The 22,637-nt window shown below is 38.3% G+C and carries 16 protein-coding genes; all 16 read right to left on the reverse strand.

What is annotated here, in order from left to right; translation table 11 throughout:
• Nucleotides 1-169 precede the first annotated feature (169 nt).
• The 16 genes from NFR44_RS02335 to NFR44_RS02410 all read right to left on the reverse strand — a co-directional run bounded on the left by NFR44_RS02335 (nt 170) and on the right by NFR44_RS02410 (nt 22,430).
• Nucleotides 170-5,887 (reverse strand): YadA-like family protein, encoded by a 5,718-nt coding sequence (locus NFR44_RS02335; protein ID WP_251440741.1) that lies wholly within the window; start codon nt 5,885-5,887, stop codon nt 170-172.
• Nucleotides 5,888-6,461: 574 nt separating this feature from the next.
• Nucleotides 6,462-7,472: a hydrogenase expression/formation protein HypE gene (gene hypE / locus NFR44_RS02340; RefSeq protein WP_251440743.1), complete on the reverse strand. Its 1,011-nt coding sequence runs from the start codon at nt 7,470-7,472 to the stop codon at nt 6,462-6,464.
• Nucleotides 7,473-7,482: 10 nt separating this feature from the next.
• Nucleotides 7,483-8,601: a hydrogenase formation protein HypD gene (hypD, locus tag NFR44_RS02345; protein ID WP_251440745.1), complete on the reverse strand. Its 1,119-nt coding sequence runs from the start codon at nt 8,599-8,601 to the stop codon at nt 7,483-7,485.
• Nucleotides 8,561-8,812 carry a HypC/HybG/HupF family hydrogenase formation chaperone gene (locus tag NFR44_RS02350; RefSeq protein WP_251440747.1) on the reverse strand — a complete coding sequence of 84 codons (252 nt, stop codon included), beginning with the start codon at nt 8,810-8,812 and terminating at the stop codon, nt 8,561-8,563. Before NFR44_RS02350 ends, hypD begins: the two co-directional genes overlap by 41 nt.
• 63 nt (nt 8,813-8,875) lie before the next feature.
• The gene (hypF, locus tag NFR44_RS02355) at nt 8,876-11,215 is read right to left on the reverse strand and encodes a carbamoyltransferase HypF (RefSeq protein WP_251440749.1); all 2,340 of its coding nucleotides are present in this window, start codon (nt 11,213-11,215) and stop codon (nt 8,876-8,878) included.
• 139 nt (nt 11,216-11,354) lie between these two features.
• A complete protein-coding gene (scfB, locus tag NFR44_RS02360) occupies nt 11,355-12,794 on the reverse strand; it encodes a thioether cross-link-forming SCIFF peptide maturase (RefSeq protein ID WP_251440751.1) in 1,440 nt (479 codons plus the stop codon).
• A gap of 259 nt (nt 12,795-13,053) precedes the next feature.
• On the reverse strand, nt 13,054-13,197 hold the full coding sequence (gene scfA, locus NFR44_RS02365) for a six-cysteine ranthipeptide SCIFF (protein WP_004693318.1): 144 nt from the start codon (nt 13,195-13,197) through the stop codon (nt 13,054-13,056).
• Between the two features lie 217 nt (nt 13,198-13,414).
• Nucleotides 13,415-14,464 (reverse strand): metal ABC transporter solute-binding protein, Zn/Mn family, encoded by a 1,050-nt coding sequence (locus tag NFR44_RS02370; RefSeq protein ID WP_251440753.1) that lies wholly within the window; start codon nt 14,462-14,464, stop codon nt 13,415-13,417.
• A 114-nt stretch (nt 14,465-14,578) separates the two neighbouring features.
• Nucleotides 14,579-15,274 (reverse strand): ECF transporter S component, encoded by a 696-nt coding sequence (locus NFR44_RS02375; RefSeq protein WP_251440755.1) that lies wholly within the window; start codon nt 15,272-15,274, stop codon nt 14,579-14,581.
• Between the two features lie 176 nt (nt 15,275-15,450).
• Nucleotides 15,451-16,308, reverse strand: coding sequence for a hypothetical protein (locus tag NFR44_RS02380; RefSeq protein WP_251440756.1), 858 nt, complete (start codon nt 16,306-16,308; stop codon nt 15,451-15,453).
• Nucleotides 16,305-16,712, reverse strand: coding sequence for a hypothetical protein (locus NFR44_RS02385; RefSeq protein WP_251440757.1), 408 nt, complete (start codon nt 16,710-16,712; stop codon nt 16,305-16,307). The genes NFR44_RS02380 and NFR44_RS02385 overlap by 4 nt, the downstream gene beginning before the upstream one ends.
• Before the next feature lie 109 nt (nt 16,713-16,821).
• The gene (locus tag NFR44_RS02390; RefSeq protein WP_251440761.1) at nt 16,822-18,960 is read right to left on the reverse strand and encodes a heavy metal translocating P-type ATPase; all 2,139 of its coding nucleotides are present in this window, start codon (nt 18,958-18,960) and stop codon (nt 16,822-16,824) included.
• A 5-nt stretch (nt 18,961-18,965) separates the two neighbouring features.
• Nucleotides 18,966-19,238, reverse strand: a complete 273-nt coding sequence (locus NFR44_RS02395; protein WP_251440764.1) for a DUF6110 family protein — start codon at nt 19,236-19,238, stop codon at nt 18,966-18,968.
• Between the two features lie 180 nt (nt 19,239-19,418).
• On the reverse strand, nt 19,419-19,604 hold the full coding sequence (locus tag NFR44_RS02400) for a FeoB-associated Cys-rich membrane protein (protein ID WP_251440766.1): 186 nt from the start codon (nt 19,602-19,604) through the stop codon (nt 19,419-19,421).
• A gap of 185 nt (nt 19,605-19,789) precedes the next feature.
• Nucleotides 19,790-22,210 carry a ferrous iron transport protein B gene (gene feoB, locus NFR44_RS02405; protein WP_251440767.1) on the reverse strand — a complete coding sequence of 807 codons (2,421 nt, stop codon included), beginning with the start codon at nt 22,208-22,210 and terminating at the stop codon, nt 19,790-19,792.
• A 1-nt stretch (nt 22,211) separates the two neighbouring features.
• Nucleotides 22,212-22,430: a FeoA family protein gene (locus tag NFR44_RS02410; protein ID WP_251440796.1), complete on the reverse strand. Its 219-nt coding sequence runs from the start codon at nt 22,428-22,430 to the stop codon at nt 22,212-22,214.
• Nucleotides 22,431-22,637 lie beyond the last annotated feature (207 nt).

A 22,637-nucleotide genomic window follows, 5' to 3' on the forward strand; every position in this document is an offset into this window, starting at 1 on the left:
ATTTATTTTTCCACGAAATGAATAATCTAAATATCCGTAATTTTAGTTAATTTATAATAAAAAGAGAGTCACTAGATTTAAATCGAGTGACTCTCTTCGTTTTTTGCATTTAATCTCTAAATTCCTATTATTTTAGAATGAAATAATAGTTTTAACTAAATGGATTAATTTACATACCTAAACGTTCCATTAACAATTTAATCTGTTCGCGTTGTTCTTCTAACTGATCTTTTAATGCAGCATTTTCTTTTTCAAGAGTATTCACTTTATCGTCAAGAACAGTCAACGTACTAAGTGGAGCTTGTTTATAATTCTGTGCCCCTTTTGCATAGTCACTATCTTGACCTACACGTAAAGAAACACCAACATTAAACATGTTTTCATTACCACCGAAAGAACCACCAACACTGAACATTGTATCATCATTTGGACGGTAGAACGCACCGACTGCCACAGCTTGTTTGCTTTGGAATGTACCAACACCAGCCGCAATGGATAATTTTTCTTCTTCCAAGTATTCCATTGGATGTAAAGCAGCCATAGCAGCAGCGTGAGCACCAATCGTATTCATACGGTTGTTAAGATCACGTTTTACACCACTTAATTGACCTACATTTACAGCATCATTTGGTTCAATGCCATGTGCTACATTTTGAATACGATTACCTTCAGCACTAATTGTGCCAGTGCCTGGAACGTATTGACCATTTACTTGTTCACCAGGAAGAACAACTAAACCACCAGGTACACTTAAACCATCATTTAAGTTAGTTGGACCGCCATTATTATTAGAAATACCTTTGTCATTAATTGTTACAACAGTATTGCCATCTTTATCCTTCACTTCTACGCCATTAGGGCCAAGAACTGTAGAATTGCCATTAGGATCTTTAGATGTTACACCATCAGGCTTGATTGTTGTAGAAGAACCATCTTCACCATTAACAGAGATACCATCTTTGCCATTTGTGGAAATGCCATCTTTACCAACAATTGTAGCTGGTTTGCCATCATCACCATTAACAACCATACCATCGGAACCAACAGTAGTGCCAGGGTTGCCGTCTTCACCTTTTACAGTAAGACCATCATTATTAATACTTGTATTACCAGTTGTTACACTGCCATCTTTGCCAAGATTGATATCTTTAGCCAATTTAACAGTTAATGTATCTTTACCATTAGAAACAACACCAATATTGTTATCAGTTAATTGTTCTTCATTGGAAATGCCACCATTAACAGTTAATTTTTGGCTTAATGCACGATGTGCTGTATCACCAGTGTCACCACCGAAGTCAAGACCAGCTTGTGCTACGGCTTGAAGGTCTTTAATTGTAGCTAAATTACTCAAAGATGGGCCAATTTTGTCTAATAGACCATCTTTACCTGGTTGTCCATCTGCACCTGGCGTGCCACCAACAATGTCTTTAGCTTCTTGTTCAGTAATAGGTTTACTATTATCCTTATTATCTAGACCTAGACCACTAGTACCAGCACCAGAACCTAAGGTAGACTCAACAGGCTTAGCACCATCTTTAGGGTTGCCATTTTCATCAACATCAGATGGGTTGTAATTCTTGCCATCATTGCCAGTAACCAGTTTACTGTCATCAATTGGATTACCATTCTGGTCAACTTTAGTTAAATCACCAGCTGCGCCCAATTTGCTTTCTAGCTTATTGATATCGCCCTTTAACTCTTCTTTAACAGCATGCAATTGGCTACCATTTACAGCATCTTTAGAATTAGCACTTACGTCACCATCTGCTACATTGGTAATTTTGTTACCACCATTGTTAAGGCCTTCATTAGTTAAGGATACAGTTTTAGTTGCATCACCATTACTTGGTGTAATTGTTACGCCTGTGCCATCAACTTTAGTCGTAATGCCATCTTTTGTAGTAGTAGTTATACTACCATCAGTTAATGTAAGATCCTTAGCTAAGCCCACTTCAATCGTGTTATCATTAACTTTTGTTGTAATATTTTCATTGGCTCCTACAATATCAAAGCGATTTGTTTTACCTTCAGTACCTTTGTCTACTGTAATACCTGCAGCAGTGGCATTTTTATCAGCCCCCACTACGAAGCTTTCTAACTTGCTATTAGCAGCTGTATTGATATCACCAATCTGACCTGCTAAGACCTCAGCAGTTTGTTTGAGATCACTTACATTAACTGCTGAATTAGGATTAGATTCATTAGCCGCATTCAATTTATCCGTAAATTTAGCGCCATCTTTACCAGCAATCGCACTCTTCACATTGTCTATTGTTTGGTCACCTGCTGAAATGCCAGCAGTAGTGAATTTTAGCTTATCAGAAATAGTTAAACCAGTGGCATCTACTTTTGGTGCATTCGCGCCATTACCAAAGGATATGGATCCAGCATCTGTTAAATTTAATGTATTAGCTAAACCTATTTTAACCTGACGTTCTTCTATTGCTGTAGTAATGTTTTCATTAGCACCTAAAATGTCAAAACGTGTATTATCTTTATCCACGGCAATGCCCTTCTCTTGTGCTGCTGCATCTGTACCTACAGTAAATTTGCCAAGTTTACTTTCTGCTGCTGTATTGGCATCACCAATTTTATCTGCTAGCTCATCAGTTACACTATTTAAGTCACCTACATTAACTGCTGAATTAGCATTAGTAGCAAGAGCTGCATCTAGCTTATCAGAGAATGTGTCCCCAGCTTTATCAGAAATAGCACTCTTCATATTATCTACTATCTGATTACCTGCCAAAATGCCCGCATTAGTGAATTTTAACTGATCAGAAATAGTTAAACCAGACACATCTACTTTTGGTGCTGTAGCAGCCGTACCAAAGGCCACACTACCATCAGCAGTCAAGTTAATATCCTTAGCTAATTTAAGCTCTAAACCATCAGTAGTATCATTAGCCACCACACCAATATTGCCAGTAGTTAACTTAGCTTTTGCTTCTGCAGTGGATACATCCGCCCCACCAGCAATAGTTAACTCATCACCTAAATCACGGTGAATAACTGTCGTATCATCGCCAGAGTAATTAATACCGGTTGCGCGAAGCTGTTTTAATTGCATAACATTCACTGCATCGCTATCAGCTGTACCAGCAGCAACATTGGTAATTTGTCGAGTATAACCTTCCTTACCAACAGATACTGCACCATAACCACTCTTGTAAGTTGATATAAGAGATTTTAAATCTGCATCAGCAGCATTAAATTCTATGGCCGCAGCCTCCCTAGCCTCTCTATTTGCAGCTGTCTTGCTCTTTTCATATGCAGCATTTTTTTCTAAATAAACTTGTAATTTTTCATTATATACTTTTGATTTAGCATTATATTCTTCAGCCTTACCTAAAGTACCTGCAAGAGCCGCATCAGTATCCCCTTCAAAGACAGTATTTGTTAATGGATTATATCCAACAATCCCTTTTTCAGTATTCGCATTAGACATATATCCTAATGCAACCCCACGTGAAGCAGTCGTATTAGTTTCAGAACCAATCGATACCCCTTGTGCACCAGTTGTATAAGAGGAATAACCAACTGCCACGCCTTGTACCGTGGAGACTTCACTACTACCACCTAGTGCTGTAGCCTGAGCGGCAGTTACCTTACTTCCGCCACCAACAGCAGTACCTTGCGCTGCATTTGTAACAGTAGCTAAATAACCTACAGCTGTACCAGCAAGGGAGTTACCTACATTCGATTGACTACCAACACCTACAGCGTTCTGAGATTTATTAATGCTTGCCATATTCCCCAATAATAAGCTAAATCGACCTTCTGTGATTGATGATAAGGTACCAAGAAGTACTGCATTATTAGACGTATTAGTTGTTCCGCCCATAATTTTATTGCCTACCCCAATAACTGTTGAATTCGTAGCTTTTTCGCCAACATAAGAACCTGCACCAATCGCAATCGCTTTCTCGCTATTTGTTTTAGGTAAGTATTGATCTGGAGCATCAGAAGTAGCCCCATCTTTTTTAGTACTAAGACCAATACCAATAGAATTAGTACCATTAGTCACAGTGAAAGTACCTATAGCAACGGATTGATTTCCAACTGCTTTTGCATGACTACCAGTAGCTACCCCATATTGACCAGCTTGAGTATTATAACCTAATGCAATCGAACGAAAAGCACTTGCATCAGCATGAGCACCTACTGCCAAGGAATATTCCCCTGCATGTGAAGTAAGACCAACAGCTGTACCTTGGTGACCATCAGCAATGCTATTTTGACCTACAGCCAATGTGCCACCGCCAGAAGCTTTTGCATCAGAAATAGCTAGCGGTTGCGCATCTACAGCAGGATCAACATCGATATATTTTAAACCAATATCAATGTTAGTGCCATCTTGATTTAATTTAATACCACGTTCTGCACGTAACGTTACTGTATTACCATTTTTAATCTCTGTAGGAGTACCAACAGCAGTTGCTTCACCATCACCAACAGTTGTAATAGAAGTAACTTTTGCAACACCAAGTGTCCACGATGAATTACCTACAGCCGTTGTAACATCATCCTTCGAAGCAATATCCGTAACAGCAAAAGGTTGTTCATCATTATTAGTAGTAATTGACAAGGTGTTAGTATCTTTGTCAAAAGCTACATTAGTAATCTTTGTATCTACTGCATTTACTTTATATTCTGTATAGCCTTTTGAAATATCACTCTCAACGCTACTAATATTCTCACCTGCTATTATTTCAACACGCGCAGCTTTTAATTGTGCTACATTGACTGCGTCAGTATCTTCAGAGCCTGCGGCTACACCTGTAATTTGACGATAAATACCTTCTTCTCGATTACCAACCGAAACAGCCCCCATAATAGATGCATAAGGGGCAAATAAATTATAATATTCATTCCGTGCATCATCTAATTCTTTATAATCAGGATTATTAGTTTTAGATATAATTTGTCTAAGTGAAATTTCACCTTCACTTTGCTCATTAACTAAACGACCATATTCTTTGATTTTTTCTAAGCTAGCTTGATATTTATCTTTATCTTTATCATATTTATATAAATTTTGCATCTCAGAATTTAGCAAATCCTGATTCTTTTGTCGTTCACTAATATAGTTATTATATTCTTTCTCTTTTTGCGCTAAATCAGCATGCTTTTGAATAGTAGCAACAATCCGGTCATAATCAGCTTTTTTACCAATTTTTTCTGCCAATGCAGCTCTATCCGTTGTATCATACGTAGAAAAATACCCTACTTCGCCACCAGTTCTATCCGCAATACTCTTGTAACCAATAGCGACACCATTGGATTTTGCAATCGCTCCATTACCAAGTGCTACAGAGCCCACTTGCTGCGTTTCACTATAAGCACCAACTGCAATCGCTGAAGTAGTAGGCCCCTTAGCAAAACGACCTATAGCAATAGAGTCTACACCATTAGTTGTTGTCATATAGCCAATATTTACTGCGTGTTCTCCGTAATTCTTATTAAAATCACCAACAACAACCGCATTTGTACCCGTAACAATATTCTTATCACCCAACAAAGCGGCATCTTTTACATAATTATTATTACCTACTATAGCTAGACCATTAACAAACGTTTCTGTTACTTCATTAGTTTCCTTTTTATAATTCAAATTTTTTGCGGTATTATTAGATCCTACAATAACAGCATTATAATTTAAATTATTATTACCGATTGTATTGGGACCAATAATTACTACATCTCTACCTTGGCCTTCAACACCAGCCTGAGAATTATCCTTATTCGCCTCTTTTGTAGAATTAATACTTACATATTGCAAAGTATCAACAGCATCTACAGTATACATAGATAATCCAACAGTCCCCATCAATGTAGCAGCAATTAATTTAGATAAAATATGTTTATCTTTACTAGACTTCATACCTTTACCTCACTTTAAATATAAAAAGTAAATACACTTTCATTTAAATATTACAATCAAAACTGAACCTAATCCTAAAACTTCATACATGACACACAACAAAAAGATAAAACAAATTTTTACCTTCCAACTCTTTTACTATCCCCTCCAAACTAAGCTATCCCTTCCTCGTAACATAAAGTTTTTAATTTTTTAATCTACGCGAGTATATTATCTCATTAACTAAATTTTCATATACTCTTCCTCCACTATCATAGACTAAATAATTCAATATAGTCAATTACCAATAGACTTTTTACCCCCAGATGTATTTTTGTAGTGTACATAAATAAATTAAACTCATAAAACCTGATAATTAAAGCTCTTAATAAGCGCATATTAATTGGTTTTATCAACTCATTAGGTCTTCATATACACCCTGTCTAACATTACACGAATCGTGTAATGTATATTCATAAAAAATAGTCGTAAACTCTTTTTACGACTATTTTCTATGTATTATTTACTTTTTTAATACGTAAAGATCTATCAAGCTAAAGTTAAACTTTTTAACTATATCTGCTTTCGTAATTAGCTAACAAATTCTAGGCACCTGATCCTCACCTAACTGATCAAGCAAGCGCACTCCACCAAGAGCTGTTTTAAGGCCTACTTTGCCTACGTTACTACTTAATGTTTCACCAATGCAAACAGCTTCTTGACCATATTCAGTCTTATGAAGGATATCAAGTACGGTTTCAACAGCTTCAGCCTCTACTACAAAAACAGCTTTTCCTTCATTAGCCAAATACAACGGATCATATCCTAAAATACTGCACACAGATACAACTTCTTCATGAATAGGCACTTTTTCTTCATCAATACGTATTCCCACTTGCCCTTGGTCAGCAATTTCATACAGAGTCGTGGCTAAACCACCTCGTGTTGGATCACGCATAACAGCTACATTATCACCTACAGCTTCAAGTACAGCCATAACCATATGATTAAGGGGCGCACAATCTGTTTTAATCGTTTCAGGCAAAGCTAATTCATAACGGCTCCCCATAACAGCAATCGCATGATCACCTATGGATCCTGATACAATAATTTTCATGCCCGGTTTAACGCGCTCAGGATCAATGTGAATATGGTCTGGAATCATACCAACTCCGGCCGTATTAATGTATAATCCATCGACAGCGCCTTTTTCAACAACCTTCGTATCACCAGTAACTATAGTTACACCAGCTTCCTTAGCCATTTGTGCCATAGTAGCTAAAATGGTATCTAAAGTCTTAACAGGTAACCCTTCTTCTAAAATAAGACCACAACTAAGATATAAAGGCTTAGCTCCATTCATAGCTAAATCGTTAACAGTACCACAAACAGCCAATTTACCAATATTGCCACCAGGGAAAAATTGTGGTGTCACTACATAAGAGTCTGTTGTAAAAGCCATACGACCAGCCGGCACAACAAACTGAGCACCATCATGAAGCTTGGCTAATGTATCATTTTTAAAATGAGGCATGATATATCGCTCCATTAATTCATGGCTAAAACGACCACCATTACCATGAACTAAGCGAATTGTTTCTTCCATTAATAGCCTCCTATTCTTCCCAAGTCATACCACCACTAGCACGACCATATTTATACCACGCTGCACAACTACCTTCTACAGAAACCATACAAGCACCTACAGGATGATCAGCAGTACATAATTTACCAAATAGACCACATTCATCAGGGCGAATTAAGCCTTGTAATACGCGACCACACTGACAGCCTTTAGGTACACCACCACTTTCAATAGGACCAAGTGGTATAGCACGCTCCGCATCAAGAGCAGCATAATCGCCTTTTAACCTAAGGCCTGATTGAGGAATCGTACCAATACCACGCCAGGTATCGTCAATCACTTCATACAGTTCATTCATAAGAGCTACTGCCACGGGGTTTCCTTTCTTAGCAACCACTGATTTGTATTGATTTCCTACATAATATTGACCACTTTTACGTTGTGCCAATAAATCACGAACAGCCGCTAAAATTTCAAGGCCATCAAAACCAGCTATACAAGATGGCATATGACATTCAGTGGGAATAAAACTATACGGTTCTTCCCCAATAATAACGCTCACATGACCTGGTAGAATAAACCCATCAAGATGCCCTTCTTTTTGATTCGCTAAGGCTCTCAAAGCGGGTGGTACTAATTTATGAGATACTAAGAAAAATACATTCGTAAGACCTGATAAGGCCACTGCTTTAACTGCTGCAGCAATTACAGCAATAGTCGTTTCAAAACCAATCGCTAAAAATACAATTTTCTTATCTGGATTAGCTTTACCTAACTCGATAATTTCAAGAGGGCTATAAATAATGTGTATCTGAGCACCCTGACTTTTTGCTTCCCATAAATTACTATGCGAGCCAGGAACTTTAAGCATGTCTCCAAAAGTAGCGACAATCACATCGTCCATAACCGCATAAGCTAAAGCTTTATCCATATACACTTGATCTGTAACGCAGACTGGACAGCCTGGACCGCTAACCAATTCAATACCTTTAGGCAATAATTGACGAATTCCTTCACGGAAAATAGCCACCGTATGCGTGCCACATACTTCCATAAAGCGGACTGTTTCACCAGGTGTATGTAAAGCTTCTATTTCTTTAAGCAGTTCCTTAGCGACCTGCGTTTTTTCCTGCAAAGTAATTTTCTTCAAGTTCTTCCAACTCCCTAAATGCTTCCATCGTAGCTCTTGCTTCTTCTTCATCTACTACTTGCACGGCACAACCAGCATGCACTAACACATAGTCTCCTACTTTGGCTTCTGGCACTAACATTAGATTAACATCTCGAGTAACCCCGGTTAATTCAATAGTGCCAATAAATTCATTTACTTTAATGAGTTGAGCTGGTACAGCTAAGCACATACGCTTTCCTCCAATCTATCTGTTAGGAACAAACTACGCTCATTGAATCTACGTTTTATCAAATTAATAGTCATTCGCTAACCGTTGATGACCGAGCCATAACTGCCCCAATGCTAAGCCGCCGTCATTAGGTGGCACTCGCCGTGGCAATAACATGACTTGATCATGATTAATATTCATCATTTCTTCTATGAGGCGACGGTTTTGAAATACCCCGCCACATAAGACAACTTGTTTAATTTTATATAAGGAACAAAGATATTCCATAGTTTCTGTAATCCCATAAGCCAAGGTTCTGTGAAACGATGCAGCCAGCACTCGTTTTGAAATACCATCCCCCAGATGACCTATAATATCTTGTACTAAGGGTTTAAAATCAAGAATTTCACCATCAAAAGTAAATTCCTTAATCTTACCACGTTCACCATGGGCCAGTTGTTCTAAACCAAGGGCAATCTGCCCATCAAAGGTGTGTACATTACCTAGGCCAAGCAAAGAACCTACTGCATCAAATAAGCGACCAGCGCTACTGGCTTGTACCATAGGCATACCATGTGTCATCATTTGATCCAATAATTGCCAATTTTCAGGTAGTTTAGCTAACCAAGGCTCCAGCCAAGTTGGTATGGAATCGCCATAAGTGTCCCGAATATACCATAAAGCTTGCCGCCAAGGCTCTTTTACAGCCGCTTCACCGCCAGGTAAAGGGGCTCCATGTACATGAGCTAAGCGCTGCATAGTAGCGCCTTGGCATAATAAAAATTCGCCACCCCAAACAGTACCATCTAGCCCATAGCCCGTACCATCAAAGCAAATCCCCAGCACTGGCTCTTCTTGCAATCCATATTCAGCCATAACAGCAGCAACATGAGCATGATGATGCTGAACCTGAATAAACGGAATACTTTGTGTTTCACTATAAGATTTACCATATTGACTAGAAAAATACTGGGGATGATAATCAGCCACCACTGCTTTAGGCGTTAATCCAAATAAGTCCTTATAGCGTTCAATAGTATGAACTAAACTATTATTCATGGCTTCATTGGCTAAATCGCCAATATGTGGCCCCATAAGCACCGCTTCACCACGGTTCATAGCGAAGGCATTTTTCAAATCACCACCCATAGCCAGTATAGTATTGGCCCCTTGATCTGGCAAACGCACATTAAACGACAATGGAACATACCCACGACTGCGTCGTATTGGTAACGTTTCCCCCTTCACTACTTCCACCACAGAATCATCTACAGACGCTACAATTCGGCGATTGTGAACCAAGAAATAGTCCACCACATTCATAAGTTGTTCCTTAGCCTCGTCATCTTCAAAAATAACTGGCTCACCACTGCGATTACCACTGGTCATGGCCCAAACTGCACCAGGTGGCAACCATACTTCATGAACAGGCGCATAAGGCAGCATAATCCCAATATAGTGATTATTGGGCGCCACTACAGACCAAGCGACATTAGCCTCTGGACGCTGTGGTAAGAGCACAATAGGCCGTGCTGACGATTGTAATAAAGCTTCTTCTTCTGGCGTGAGATGTGCTATTTGCCGTGCTGTTGCTATAGAGTCCACCATAACTGCCAACGGTTTATGGGGTCTCCTTTTACGTTCTCTTAAACGTTGTACAGCCTCTCTATTTGTTGCATCACATACAAGATGATAACCACCCACACCTTTAAACGCAATAATATGACCTGACATTACATAATCGCGCCCCAAAGTTAAAGGATCTAACTGTACATCAGACCAATCAACTACAGCAGAGTCAATCGCACTATTACTATGACGGCTATTCACAGATTGCCATTCACCATTCACTACCTCATATAACTTATATTGAGGTCCACACACGGGACAAGCATTAGGTTCTGCATGATATCGACGATCTGTTTCCGTTTCATACTCAGTTTGACAGGCTTTGCAAAGAGGGAACCCTTTCATCGACGTAAACTGACGATCATAGGGTACTGTTTCCACAATAGTATAACGAGGCCCACAATGAGTGCAATTGATAAAACTATAGCGATAACGCCGATTCATAGGATCGTGTAACTCTTGTCTACAAGCTTCACAAGGAGCCGTATCAGCGCCTATAAAGGTAGCCGGCTGTCTACCCGCTGGTGATGGTGCAATAACAAATAAGTTTTCATCACCTAATGATAAGTCTGTAACAGTTATACTATCTATCCGAGCCAAAGGGCCTTTGCGCGTTTGTACTTGCTCAACAAAAAAGTCTACTGCTTCTTCCTTACCTTGTACTTCTGTATACACACCTGCATCATCATTGTATACAAAACCTACTAAGTGTAACTCTCGTGCTATAACGGCAATAAGGGGGCGAAACCCAACCCCCTGTACTATGCCTGTAAATCGTATACCTTGTCGCTTCATAAATTAGTTCCTTTACTACTTATGTATAACATCTGTGTATACTTTATATAGTGATCATATGTGTCAAATGACCAACTACTTACTGAATATAATCCTTACTGAATATAATCTTGTAAATTCTTATATTCAAAGATTTTCTTTACATCCAATTATGCTGTTTTCGTTCTTGGAAAGCTGGATCATCTTTTGGCACAATGCCTTGTTCACGCAATTCATCCAATTCTGCTTGAATCATAATAGCGCATTCAATGCGTTTTTTCTGTAGTTCACAGCCTAATGCATACGGCTCATGAATAGTTCCCGTAAAGGTTTCATTATTGGCATGACAGCCACCAGAACAGAAGAACTTAGCCCAACATTTGGCACAAGTCGGCTTAGTGAATACATGGGTATTACGGAATTCTCGTGGAATATCAAAGTTTTTAAGGCCTTCAAAAACATTGCCTAACACATACCCATCACGGCCTACAAATTGGTGACATGGATAAATATCCCCATTTGGTACAATAGCCATATATTCATGACCAGCACCACAACCGCGCAAACGCTTAGCCATGCAAGGACCACGATATAAATCCATACGGAAGTGGAAGAAATTAAACTTCTCTCCCCAACCTTCTTTTTGACGCTCCAAGTATAAGTCAGCAAGCTTTTCATACTCTTCCATCAACGCTGGTAAATCTTCATCACGAAGTACATACTCGCCTTCTTGGCCTACTACTGGCTCCATAGATAAATGTTCAAAGCCTAAGTCAGACATAGCAATGACGTCTTTAGTAAAGTCCAAATTATTATGCGTATATGTACCACGAGCATAATATTCTAAACCATCCCGTTGTTTTACCGCATTGATAAGATTTTTAGCCACTGTCTTATAAGTATCTGTACCACCAGCACTTGGACGCATATGATTATGAACTTCTTCACGACCATCAATAGATAGCACCATACTTAATTTATGTTCATTTAAGTAATCGATCTTTTCTTGGGTTAACAGAACACCATTGGTGGTCATAGTCATTTTGAAAATCTTATTGTGTTCAGCGCCCACTTTTTCGGCATATTCAATGGTTTGCTTAACCACGTCCCAATTCATCAAAGGTTCTCCACCAAAGAAGTCAATCTCTAAATGTTGACGAGGACCACTCATAGAAATTAAGAAGTCAACTGCTCGTTTAGCTACATCAAAACTCATGAGTTCACGTTTCACACCGCCATAGTCCCCTTGGCTAGCAAAGCAATATTTACAAGCTAAATTGCAATCATGAGCAATGTTTAAACAAAGGGCTTTTACAATAGGCTTTTCAGCAGCTACAAGTTTGAAATCTTCCGACATCGGTGCATATAGCATTTCGTCTTTGATTAAACCATCGATTTCATCTAACAACTCGTCAAGCTCTGCTGGTGATTCTACACTATCAAGAGCTTCATGAACCGCAGCTCGATTCGTGCCATCATAAATATCTAGCACGCGGTCTGTTAATTCGTCGATTACATGAATAATGCCACTATTTACATCAAGACAGAAATACTTATCCTTCATCTTGAACTTGTGAATCATTGGTTTTAATTCTAACATGGTACCTCCATATATTTAATAGTTATTACTACATTTATATTATACTACATCCCTCTTATTTTTAGTCTTAAAAAAAGGTTCTACCATATATGAAAGAATTACATAGGAACAACAATATATTTCCCCAATTCTCTCCCATATGGTAAAACCTTGCATTTATACTCCATCATCTATTAGTTCTTAACCCAATATGAGAATAAGACCTAATCATTACATGGTAATAATTAGGTCATTTCTCATCACTATTGTGCTTCACAACTTATTTTTGTTTGCAAACTTGGTTGCCTACAGTACAGCTTGTTTTGCAAGCGGATTGGCAAGAAGTTTGGCATTCGCCACAGCCACCAGTTTTAGCGGTTTTCTGTAAAGATTCTGTGTTGATTGTACGAATACGTTTAGCCATTTGCTTCAACCTCCTAAAATTACTATTACCTGTTACACATATTTTATCATAGTCAATTACCGATGAGCAATAGGTTTCTAATGATAAATATCAATACCCAGCATGACATTGAGAAATGGATATCCCCTTATTTTATAGGGTTTTAAACGGTGCTAATTATCTATTGCCTTACGTCCGTAATTTCAAAATATAATAATCTATGACTTCTTATATCGCTTTATTTTATGCCCAAAGCGTCACGAAGGGTGGTTAAATTTTGAGTCATAATAGAAATGTAATTCTCACCACCTTGAATTTGTTCTTCTGTCAAGCCTTCCACGGGATTTAGCATATATACTTGAGCTCCTGTCTCAGCCGCAATCGCATTGGCTAATTTTGGATTAACTAAGGCCTCACTAAATATAGCCTTCACATTGTGCACTTTTACAAAACTAATAATAGCCGCCATACGATCCGGGGTTGGTTCTGCATCTGGCGATACGCCCATGATTCCGAGCTGAGTAAAACCATATTGCTTGGCTAAATAACCAAAGGCTTCATGAGTTACTACTAATTCCTTATTCGGCACTTGTTGGGCAAACGCTTTATATGCCGTATCTAATGCCAGTAATTTTTCTTTATAGGCCTTACCATTCGCTTCATAATACGCTTTATTCGCTGGATCGGCTTCACTAAAAGCTTGTACAACTAAATCTACTTCCTTAGCCACATTCATAGGATTTAACCAAATATGTGGATCCACCCCGTCATGATGATGGTCATGTTCTCCTTCTTCATGAGTCATTGCACTATTTTGATGAACACTATCTGATTGGTGGCTATGAGAGGCTTCGTCACTATGTGTATGCGCATGTGCTTCCTCGGTGCTGTCTAATTCTGTTGTTGTAATTGGAAGTACCTCTACAGCCCCTGCCAATTCTACAGTCTTAGCATCTTTAATAATATCGGGAGCCAATAATTTTTCTGTAGGCTCTAAGCCTGCTCCATTATAAATAAATACCTTTGCTTTACCGACCGCCTTCAAGTCTTTTACAGTTGGCTCCCAGTCATGAGGTTCTGTCCCCGGTGGTACCAACATAGTGACATTAACTTTGTCGCCGCCAACTTGTTTAGCCACATCATACGCTGGATACACGGTTGTTACTACCGCCAATCCTTCTTTATTAGTTTCTGTAGTATTAGAACCACAACCGCCTAGCAACAATGCACTAGTTAATACGCCTATAGCTAATAAACTTCTTAGTCCCAAGATTCGCCATTTCTTCATAAAATCATCCTTTCTATCACATTATCAAAAATACAACAACAATTGCTCATGTATCAATATGTCATATTAAAAAGCCCCGACAAAGTGTCAGGGCTAGTCTTAGTCTCAAATGTATTAAGCTTTCTTAAGTTTAGCCCGTAACGCCATTACTACGGGAGTTCCTACTACTACAGCCGCCAATGCTTCTAATGGACCATGGAACACGGCTACACCAATTACGATGTTAGCAACATGGTCAATCGGAATCCCTTTAGCCGCTGCATACGGTTCAGCATAAATAATATAAATTAAGGACATTACTAAAATAGTATGAACCATAGTACCTACAAAAAGAGCTATAATAACTCGCCAAATAGCACGTTTAAATGTTAAATAGCGATATACTAAATAGCTAATAGGTCCGATCAACATACGTGGTAATACAGACACAATCGGGTTTAAAAATACAAAAGACATTATATTTGGCTGTATCATATTTTGAACTAAGCTATAGCAACCAAAAATGAAGCCTATAACCATACCAATTTTAGGTCCTTCTAAGAGAGCGCCTATCAAGGTTGGTATATGTAATATAGTAGCATTAATTGGTGGAATAGGAATAAAACCAAGACCCGTTACCCCTAATACTACAGTTAAAGCAGATAAAAGCCCAATAATTGTTAATTGTCGTAAACTAAACCGCTGCTTAGGTTGCGTTTTTTTAAGCCCCTTTGCCTCTGCTACTATTTCTTTAGTCGTTTCACTAGACGTAGTATTTACTTTTGATGATACGGTTACGTCTGTCCCTTTTTCCTTATCTGTGATTGTCATATGCTTCCTCCGTTCTTATTCCACTGCGGATATAAGTCGAATAAAAAAATAGATGATTCCTATAATTGCTATCGTTCTGTTTGCGCTTAATTAGGCAATACAGACAGTCACAATCTAGTAAATCATCTACTATATTATTAAATAAGCTAGTTCCTGTCAAGGCTAAAGGAAAAATACTACTTATTAGCCGCTCGTTTAGCTTGCCAATTAGTAATACTATCTTCTAAACGTAAGCCAATTCCTACAGATAAGGCCAGTACAAGAAACTCAAGCAAACCTGGTGTAATATAAACTAATATATTCCCTTGGAAAACAGGCATTAAGAAATACAAAAGTTCCATAGCAAAATCAGGTTTCCAGCCATACATCAAATGTCCATTAATCGCTAGCCAAGCTAAAGCAGTTAACATAATACGACCTAAACGAAGGCCCTGTTTTTCACCAAATTTTGGATGTAAGTAAATAGCAATCACTGCCATAGTCCAAATTACAAAACCATATAGCCAAAGTTGTAAAAAGCCAAATACTTGCGCACTAATCTGAGCCGCTAAGGCTGGGTCAGGGATATTTAAAAATAATACATCCCCTAACAACAACATAGGAATAGGTAGCGAATACACAGCCATGTCTAAAGAGTCATCAAGCCAACGATTAAATCGAGGACGACTGAAAAACATAGTCAAAATAACATTTACTAACATCATCGCAAATAAAGCAACTAAAAATAGACCTACCCAAGTTAAAATAACTAAACTTGTATTATCTGCAGATACCGTAAAAGGAATGACACTATCACCTAAAAAGAAAAATGTTAAACACCATAGCCAGCTATATACATATAAACCACTTCGCCAAGGATAGGTAACTAACCCCTCCAACCGATTATGTCGACGCAATACAGAAGGCACAATCAAAGCTAATACTAAAAAAGCTACCATACCTAAGGTTGCACCTTGCGTAGCCAAGACGACCATAGAAATTGGTACTATAATAACAGCACACAGTACAAACATACGTAATAAATTTTTAATCATTTTGCTGAACTCCTACCTACCAAGCTATTTATCATATATCCTACGGTAAATGATAAAGCAACTTGTACATACATAACGATGACGAAGGCAACATCACGACCTACGCTAGGCAGTGCCCATAAGAACGAAAAATCACCTACAAAGAAACTTTGATACGTACCTAATTGTACCAATATCCAACCAACAATATAACAAAGACGACCTATGCGCTTTTCATCAGGACCAAAACCACTTCGCTTAGACGATAAATAGGCCAAAGGAATCGCCAAGGATAAAACTAAATAACTAACCAAGGCTACCATGGCGCTAGACCCATTATGAATCGTATAGGCTCCCAAAGGAACTAATATTATAAAAACACTCATATAAAAAGTACGCCCCAAGATATCGACGAGGACTTTCATGCCAAAACCTCCCAATTCTATAATCCAATAGTTTTATTCTACTATAGGCGCCCTGAAAACTCAACAAAAATAGCGGGCTTTCCTAAGAAAACCCGCCAATTTATAACCCTTACGCTACAACTTGAGCCTCTGCTTCGATGACACTATCATCACTGGCTGTTTTATTTGCCGGTAATAATGGGGTCATACTGCGCAAGCCAATCCCCAAGGTGAACATATTATGCATCCATGCAGTGCTGCTTGGTGTTAATACTTGGAATAAACCTAAACCAACTAAAGCACCATTTACACCAACGATAGAATTATAATTGAATTGAATACGATCCATCAAGCGCATCGCAATCCGACGCAAGTCAACAATGCTACTTAAATTATCAGAAGATACAGTCACATTAGCAATTTTTTGCGCAATAGGTGCCCCTTCATTCATAGCAATACCTACATGCGCTTCCGATAAAGCTGGTGAATCATTAATGCCATCACCAATCATCATAACTGTATAGCCTTCCTCTTTCGCTTGTTTTACATAAGCTGCTTTATCGCCTGGCAATACTTCTGCATGCACTTCATCAATGCCAATTTCACGAGCTACTCGCTCCGCATTGCGTCGGCTATCCCCAGTCATCATAACTACTTTTTTAATACCTAAATCATGTAAGTCTTGAATAACTTGTTTAGCCTCTTCACGAATTGGATCTTTAATTAATAACACTGCAGCTAAACGTCCACTAATGGCAAGATATAAATGAGAGAAACCACTAGGCAAATTATCAAATTTATCCTGCTCACCATCTGGAATAACTGTTTTTTCATCATCAAATATAAAATGAGCACTCCCAATACGACATTTACGATTACCCACTTTAGATGCAATGCCATGAGCTACTATGTACTCTACTTTGGAAGAGTGTTTTTCTTTATGTGGCAAATTATGTTGTTCCGCTGCATTCACAACTGCTTTCGCCATGGAATGAGGGAAATGCTCCTCTAAGCAAGCTGCCAACATTAGCATATCATCAGGATCATTACCATCAAACGTAATAATATCTTCAAACACTGGCTCCGCTTTTGTCAACGTTCCCGTTTTATCAAAAACAATAACATCAGCCGCTGCAATTTGTTCTAAATATTTGCCACCTTTAACAGTAATGCCCCGTTTTGATGCTTCTTCCATAGCAGATAATACGGCTAATGGAATACTCAACTTTAAGGCACACGAAAAATCAACCATCAAGAAAGATAAGGCCTTCATAGTATTGCGTGTTAATAAATAGGTTAAAACGGTACCAGCAAAGCTAATTGGTACTAGTTTATCCGCCATATGAAACGCCTTTTGTTCCATACCAGATTTCATCTGTTCAGACTCTTCGATGAGTGCAACAATTTGCTCATACCGTGAAGATTTAGAATTGCCTCGCACTTCAATTACACAAGACCCTTCTTCTACAACGGTGCCAGCATAAACAGAACACCCTTCATCACGACGAACCGGCTCAGGTTCACCTGTCATAGAGCTTTCATTCACAAGGACAACGCCTTCCAGTACGACACCATCTAATGGTACGACTTCACCTTGACGTAGCACAACTTGATCACCTTCGGCTACTTCAGCTACAGGGCGACTTACTTCAACGCCATCCACCTTAACCCATACCTTATCAACGTTTAAAGACATGCTCTCTGCTAAATTAAGTACTGATTTACGCAATGTCCATTCTTCTAACGTTTCACCAATACCGAGCAAGTACATAATAGCACCTGCTGTAGAAACATCCCCACGTAATAAGGAAACTGCTATGGCTACACCATCTAATACCTCTACAGATAACTTACGATGCCATAGCATAGTTACAGCTGTTTTAGCAAATTTTAAAGCATTAAACCAAGACCAAACCATATTGATTGGTGCTGGTAAAAGTAATTTTTTACCTAAATATACAAGAGTTTGATTAATCATTGACTCTTTATATTTTTTATTGACCAAACGTGGCGAATATTCAGTTAACGCTGGCGCATTACTAAAATCTAATTCATTAAGAGCCACCAAAGCATCACGTACAGCTATTTCATCCCCTGTATGCTGAATGATTAAGTCTCGTGAACGAGTAAAGAACTGCGCCTTTTTAATCGCAGGCTGCTTCATTAATGTATTTTCTACATACGCTGCTTCCGCATCATTAAATAGGCGTCCGGTGCATCTAACATGAAGACGTTTCGATAATCGTTGAATAACCGAAAACTTCAACATATTAATTATTCACCCTTTTCTTCTTCAAATAAAGCTTCTTCTTTACGACGATTTTCGTTAATTTCTTGCGCATCAGCTAAAATGCTACCACTAGAAGCTTGTACTTTTTCAGCTGTTTGCATAACGCTTTCTTTAGCGCGTAACCCAGCAGCTACTACATTAGCATATACTTTTTTAGCATCTTTACTAGTTAATACTTTAAGGCCTACTGTACCAAGAGCCAAACCAGCTGCGAATAAATTAGCATTTTTTACTTTGTCTTTGTCTACATTAAACATATAAATCTCACCTTTCTTTTTACCAACTGTACTAGTAGTACAACATTAAATAATAAAATTAAAATGTAAATTAACCCTTTGTGTATAAAATAGCCAAGGCTCACCTCACTGAACCTTGGCTACTTTGGCCGTAAATCTTTGGAATACCCTGTATTCGTCAGTACTTACTGTTATATCCTATTATTTGCTACCACTACAACTACAACCACAGCCACAACCAGAGGCTCCTTCATGCTGTTTCTTGTCCGTACTATTACCGCCACAACCGCAGCCACAACCGCCTTTACCAGAAACAGTTTTGTAAGCTTCACGAATAACAAACAATACAGCGAATAATCCGATAAGATAAACTATTAGGTTCTCCATTATCATACACCATCTTTCTCATTTTATCAATACCATTTCGCAAACATTTTGAGAATAGGCTTTTAAACTCTATATTCTCAATGAGTATCATTGGTTAATTCTCATTTAACAAACAATGGGAACTAGCTAATAATTTAACGAAAAATGCTTGAACTTTGAAATCCATTAAAAGTTATAACTGCCTATCAATGGAAACCAAGCAAACGACCGCCATTATAGATAATAAAAGCTGCTAACCAAGCGAGACCAGTGGAATAAACCATAAAGAAACCTAACCAGCCCCAACCACCAGCTTCACGTTTAAATACAGCCATAGCTGCAAAACATGGCGGATAAATAAGAACAAACATCATTAAACCAACTGCTACCAGTGGTGTAAAGGAAGGATCTGTACGTAAGTATTCTTGCAATGGTTTTTCATTTTCTTCATCAGCCCCTACTGCATAAATAGTACCTAACGTACTTACCATAACCTCTTTAGCTGCTAAGGCAGTTACTAAGGATACACTCATCTTCCAATCAAAGCCTAATGGACGCATAATTGGTTCAATTGTTTTACCAATCATAGCTACATAAGAACCTTCTAATTTTTCAGAGGCTTCTTGCTGATCAAGTTCACCAAGTGCCTCTTCTTTATCTTGATTGTTCAAGTAAATCGCCCAAGCCACTGGGAATTCAGTTGAATTAGCAACTTGAAGATCATTGAAATAGTCTGGTACTTCTGGTGCTGCTTCTTCAGTCTCAGCTGTTGCAATAACTTCACCATTTAAACCTTCATCACCAATTTCTTCTTCTTCAACCCCTGCTTCTTCAGCAGCAGCATCTTGTTCTTCCTGAATAGCTGTCATTTTATCAACTAAAGCCATAACAGATTCTTTTTGACTTTCCGTAGCTAAACCAAATTGCAAGAAAGTCGCTTCATCTTTAGCCTCATAATCTTGAGTTACTTGTGCTCGAGCCGCATCAAAATCTTGAGAGTATGGTACCTCTTGTGGATAGGAAGCTAAGAACCAAATCAATACGGATGCCGCTAAAATAAAGGTACCCGCTTTTTTCACATATAACCAAGCACGTTCCCACATGTGCATTAACACACTTTTAACAGTTGGCATATGATATGGCGGAAGTTCCATTACAAATGGTTCAGACTCACCAGGGAATAAGAATTTGCGGAATATTTTAGCCATTACAACAGCTAAAATAATCCCTGCAAAATAAATAGCAAATAAGGCTGTACCCCGTTGAGCTACTGGGAAGAACGCCCCAATAAACAAGGTATATACTGGTAAACGGGCACTACAAGTCATAAATTGAGATACTAAAATCGTAATCATGCGGTCACGATTATTATCTAAGATACGAGCCCCCATAATAGCTGGAATACTACAACCATAACCAATTAAAAGAGGAATAAAGGATTTACCATGCAAACCACAAGCACGCATGATACGGTCCATTACAAAAGCTGCACGCGCCATATAACCGGTATCTTCTAAGAACGCAATACCTAAAAATAGCAATACAATCAATGGTACAAAGCTTAACACAGCCCCTACCCCAGCAATAATCCCATCAACAACTAAGGATTGTAAAAGTCCTTCTGGAATAACTGTCGTAGCCCAAGTACCTAAGGCAGCAAACGCATCTTCAATCCAACCTTGTGGATAAGCCCCTACTTCGTTTACGAAGTTAAACAATAACCACATAATAATCATAAAGATTGGTAAGCCTAAAACACGATGAGTCAACACCTTATCTAAACGATCAGATTTTGTTTCAATTTCTTTAGGCGTACCTTGTAAACAATTATTATAAGTTGCTACAGCAAAACTATGACGGAATTCTTGGAATATAATTTCTAAATCTACTTTATCTTTTAATGTTTCACGCCACTGTTCTGCTTTTGCCAAAGCCGCTTCAGTATGTTCAAAAGCCTTAACTTTTTTTACTACATCAGTATCTGCTTCTAATAGCTTAATAGCTACCCAACGCAATGGGTATGAAATAGTGCCTGCTTTTTCTAATTCAGCCGTTACTTCATCAATCGCCGGTTCTAACGTAGGGCCATAATCAATAGTAGCACTTGGCTTTTTAGCTTCTTTTGCTACATCAATAACAGCTTGTAACAATTCTTTAGTACCAACATTGTCACGACCTACTGTTTCAACAATAGTAGCCCCTGTTAACTCACTTAACTTTTTAATGTCAATATGTACACCCATATCTTTAGCCACGTCAGACATATTAAGGGCCATAACTAAAGGACGTTCAAGTTCTAAGAGCTGTGCTGCTAAATATAAATTACGTTCTAAATTAGAAGCATCAATAACATTCACTAATACATCAGGCTCATCATTGATAATTACATTACGAGCTACTAATTCATCTAAGGATCGAGCTGTTAAGCTATATGTACCTGGTAAGTCGATAAAGAGTAAATCTTTACCACTAAAGGTACATTCCCCTTCTTTCTTTTCCACGGTTACACCGGGATAATTACCTACATGCTGTTTCGCACCAGTAATATTATTAAAAATTGTTGTTTTACCACAATTCGGATTCCCCGCTAAAGCAATGCGGATGGACGTGGTATTTTGGTCACTCATCCTAGGCCTCCTGACTTACTTCAATGTCAATAGTGTCTGCTTCACTTACACGCAGAGCTAAATCAAAGTTTTTCACTTTAATTTCAACTGGGTCACCTAAAGGAGCGAATTTCATAACTCGCACAAAAGTCCCTGGTACCAATCCCATATCAACCAGACGATGTTTGATATTACCAGAGCCACGCAATTGTTTAATTACCCCAGCTTCACCTGGTTTCATCGACGCCAACGATTTGATCACAGTCCTACACCTCCTTGTGACAGAACAAAACAAGCCTATTTATAAATAAGCTTTGCTAAAAATCCGCCATTAACTGATAAAAAATTACAATTAAATTATATCACAGTAGAGGATAATTTCAATAATGAGTTGCAATATCGAATCATGTCAAAGTACATAGATTTTTTTAAATTTTCATTATCACAT

It is taken from the genome of Veillonella intestinalis (assembly GCF_943193155.1).
Taxonomy (GTDB): Bacteria; Bacillota; Negativicutes; order Veillonellales; family Veillonellaceae; genus Veillonella_A; species Veillonella_A intestinalis.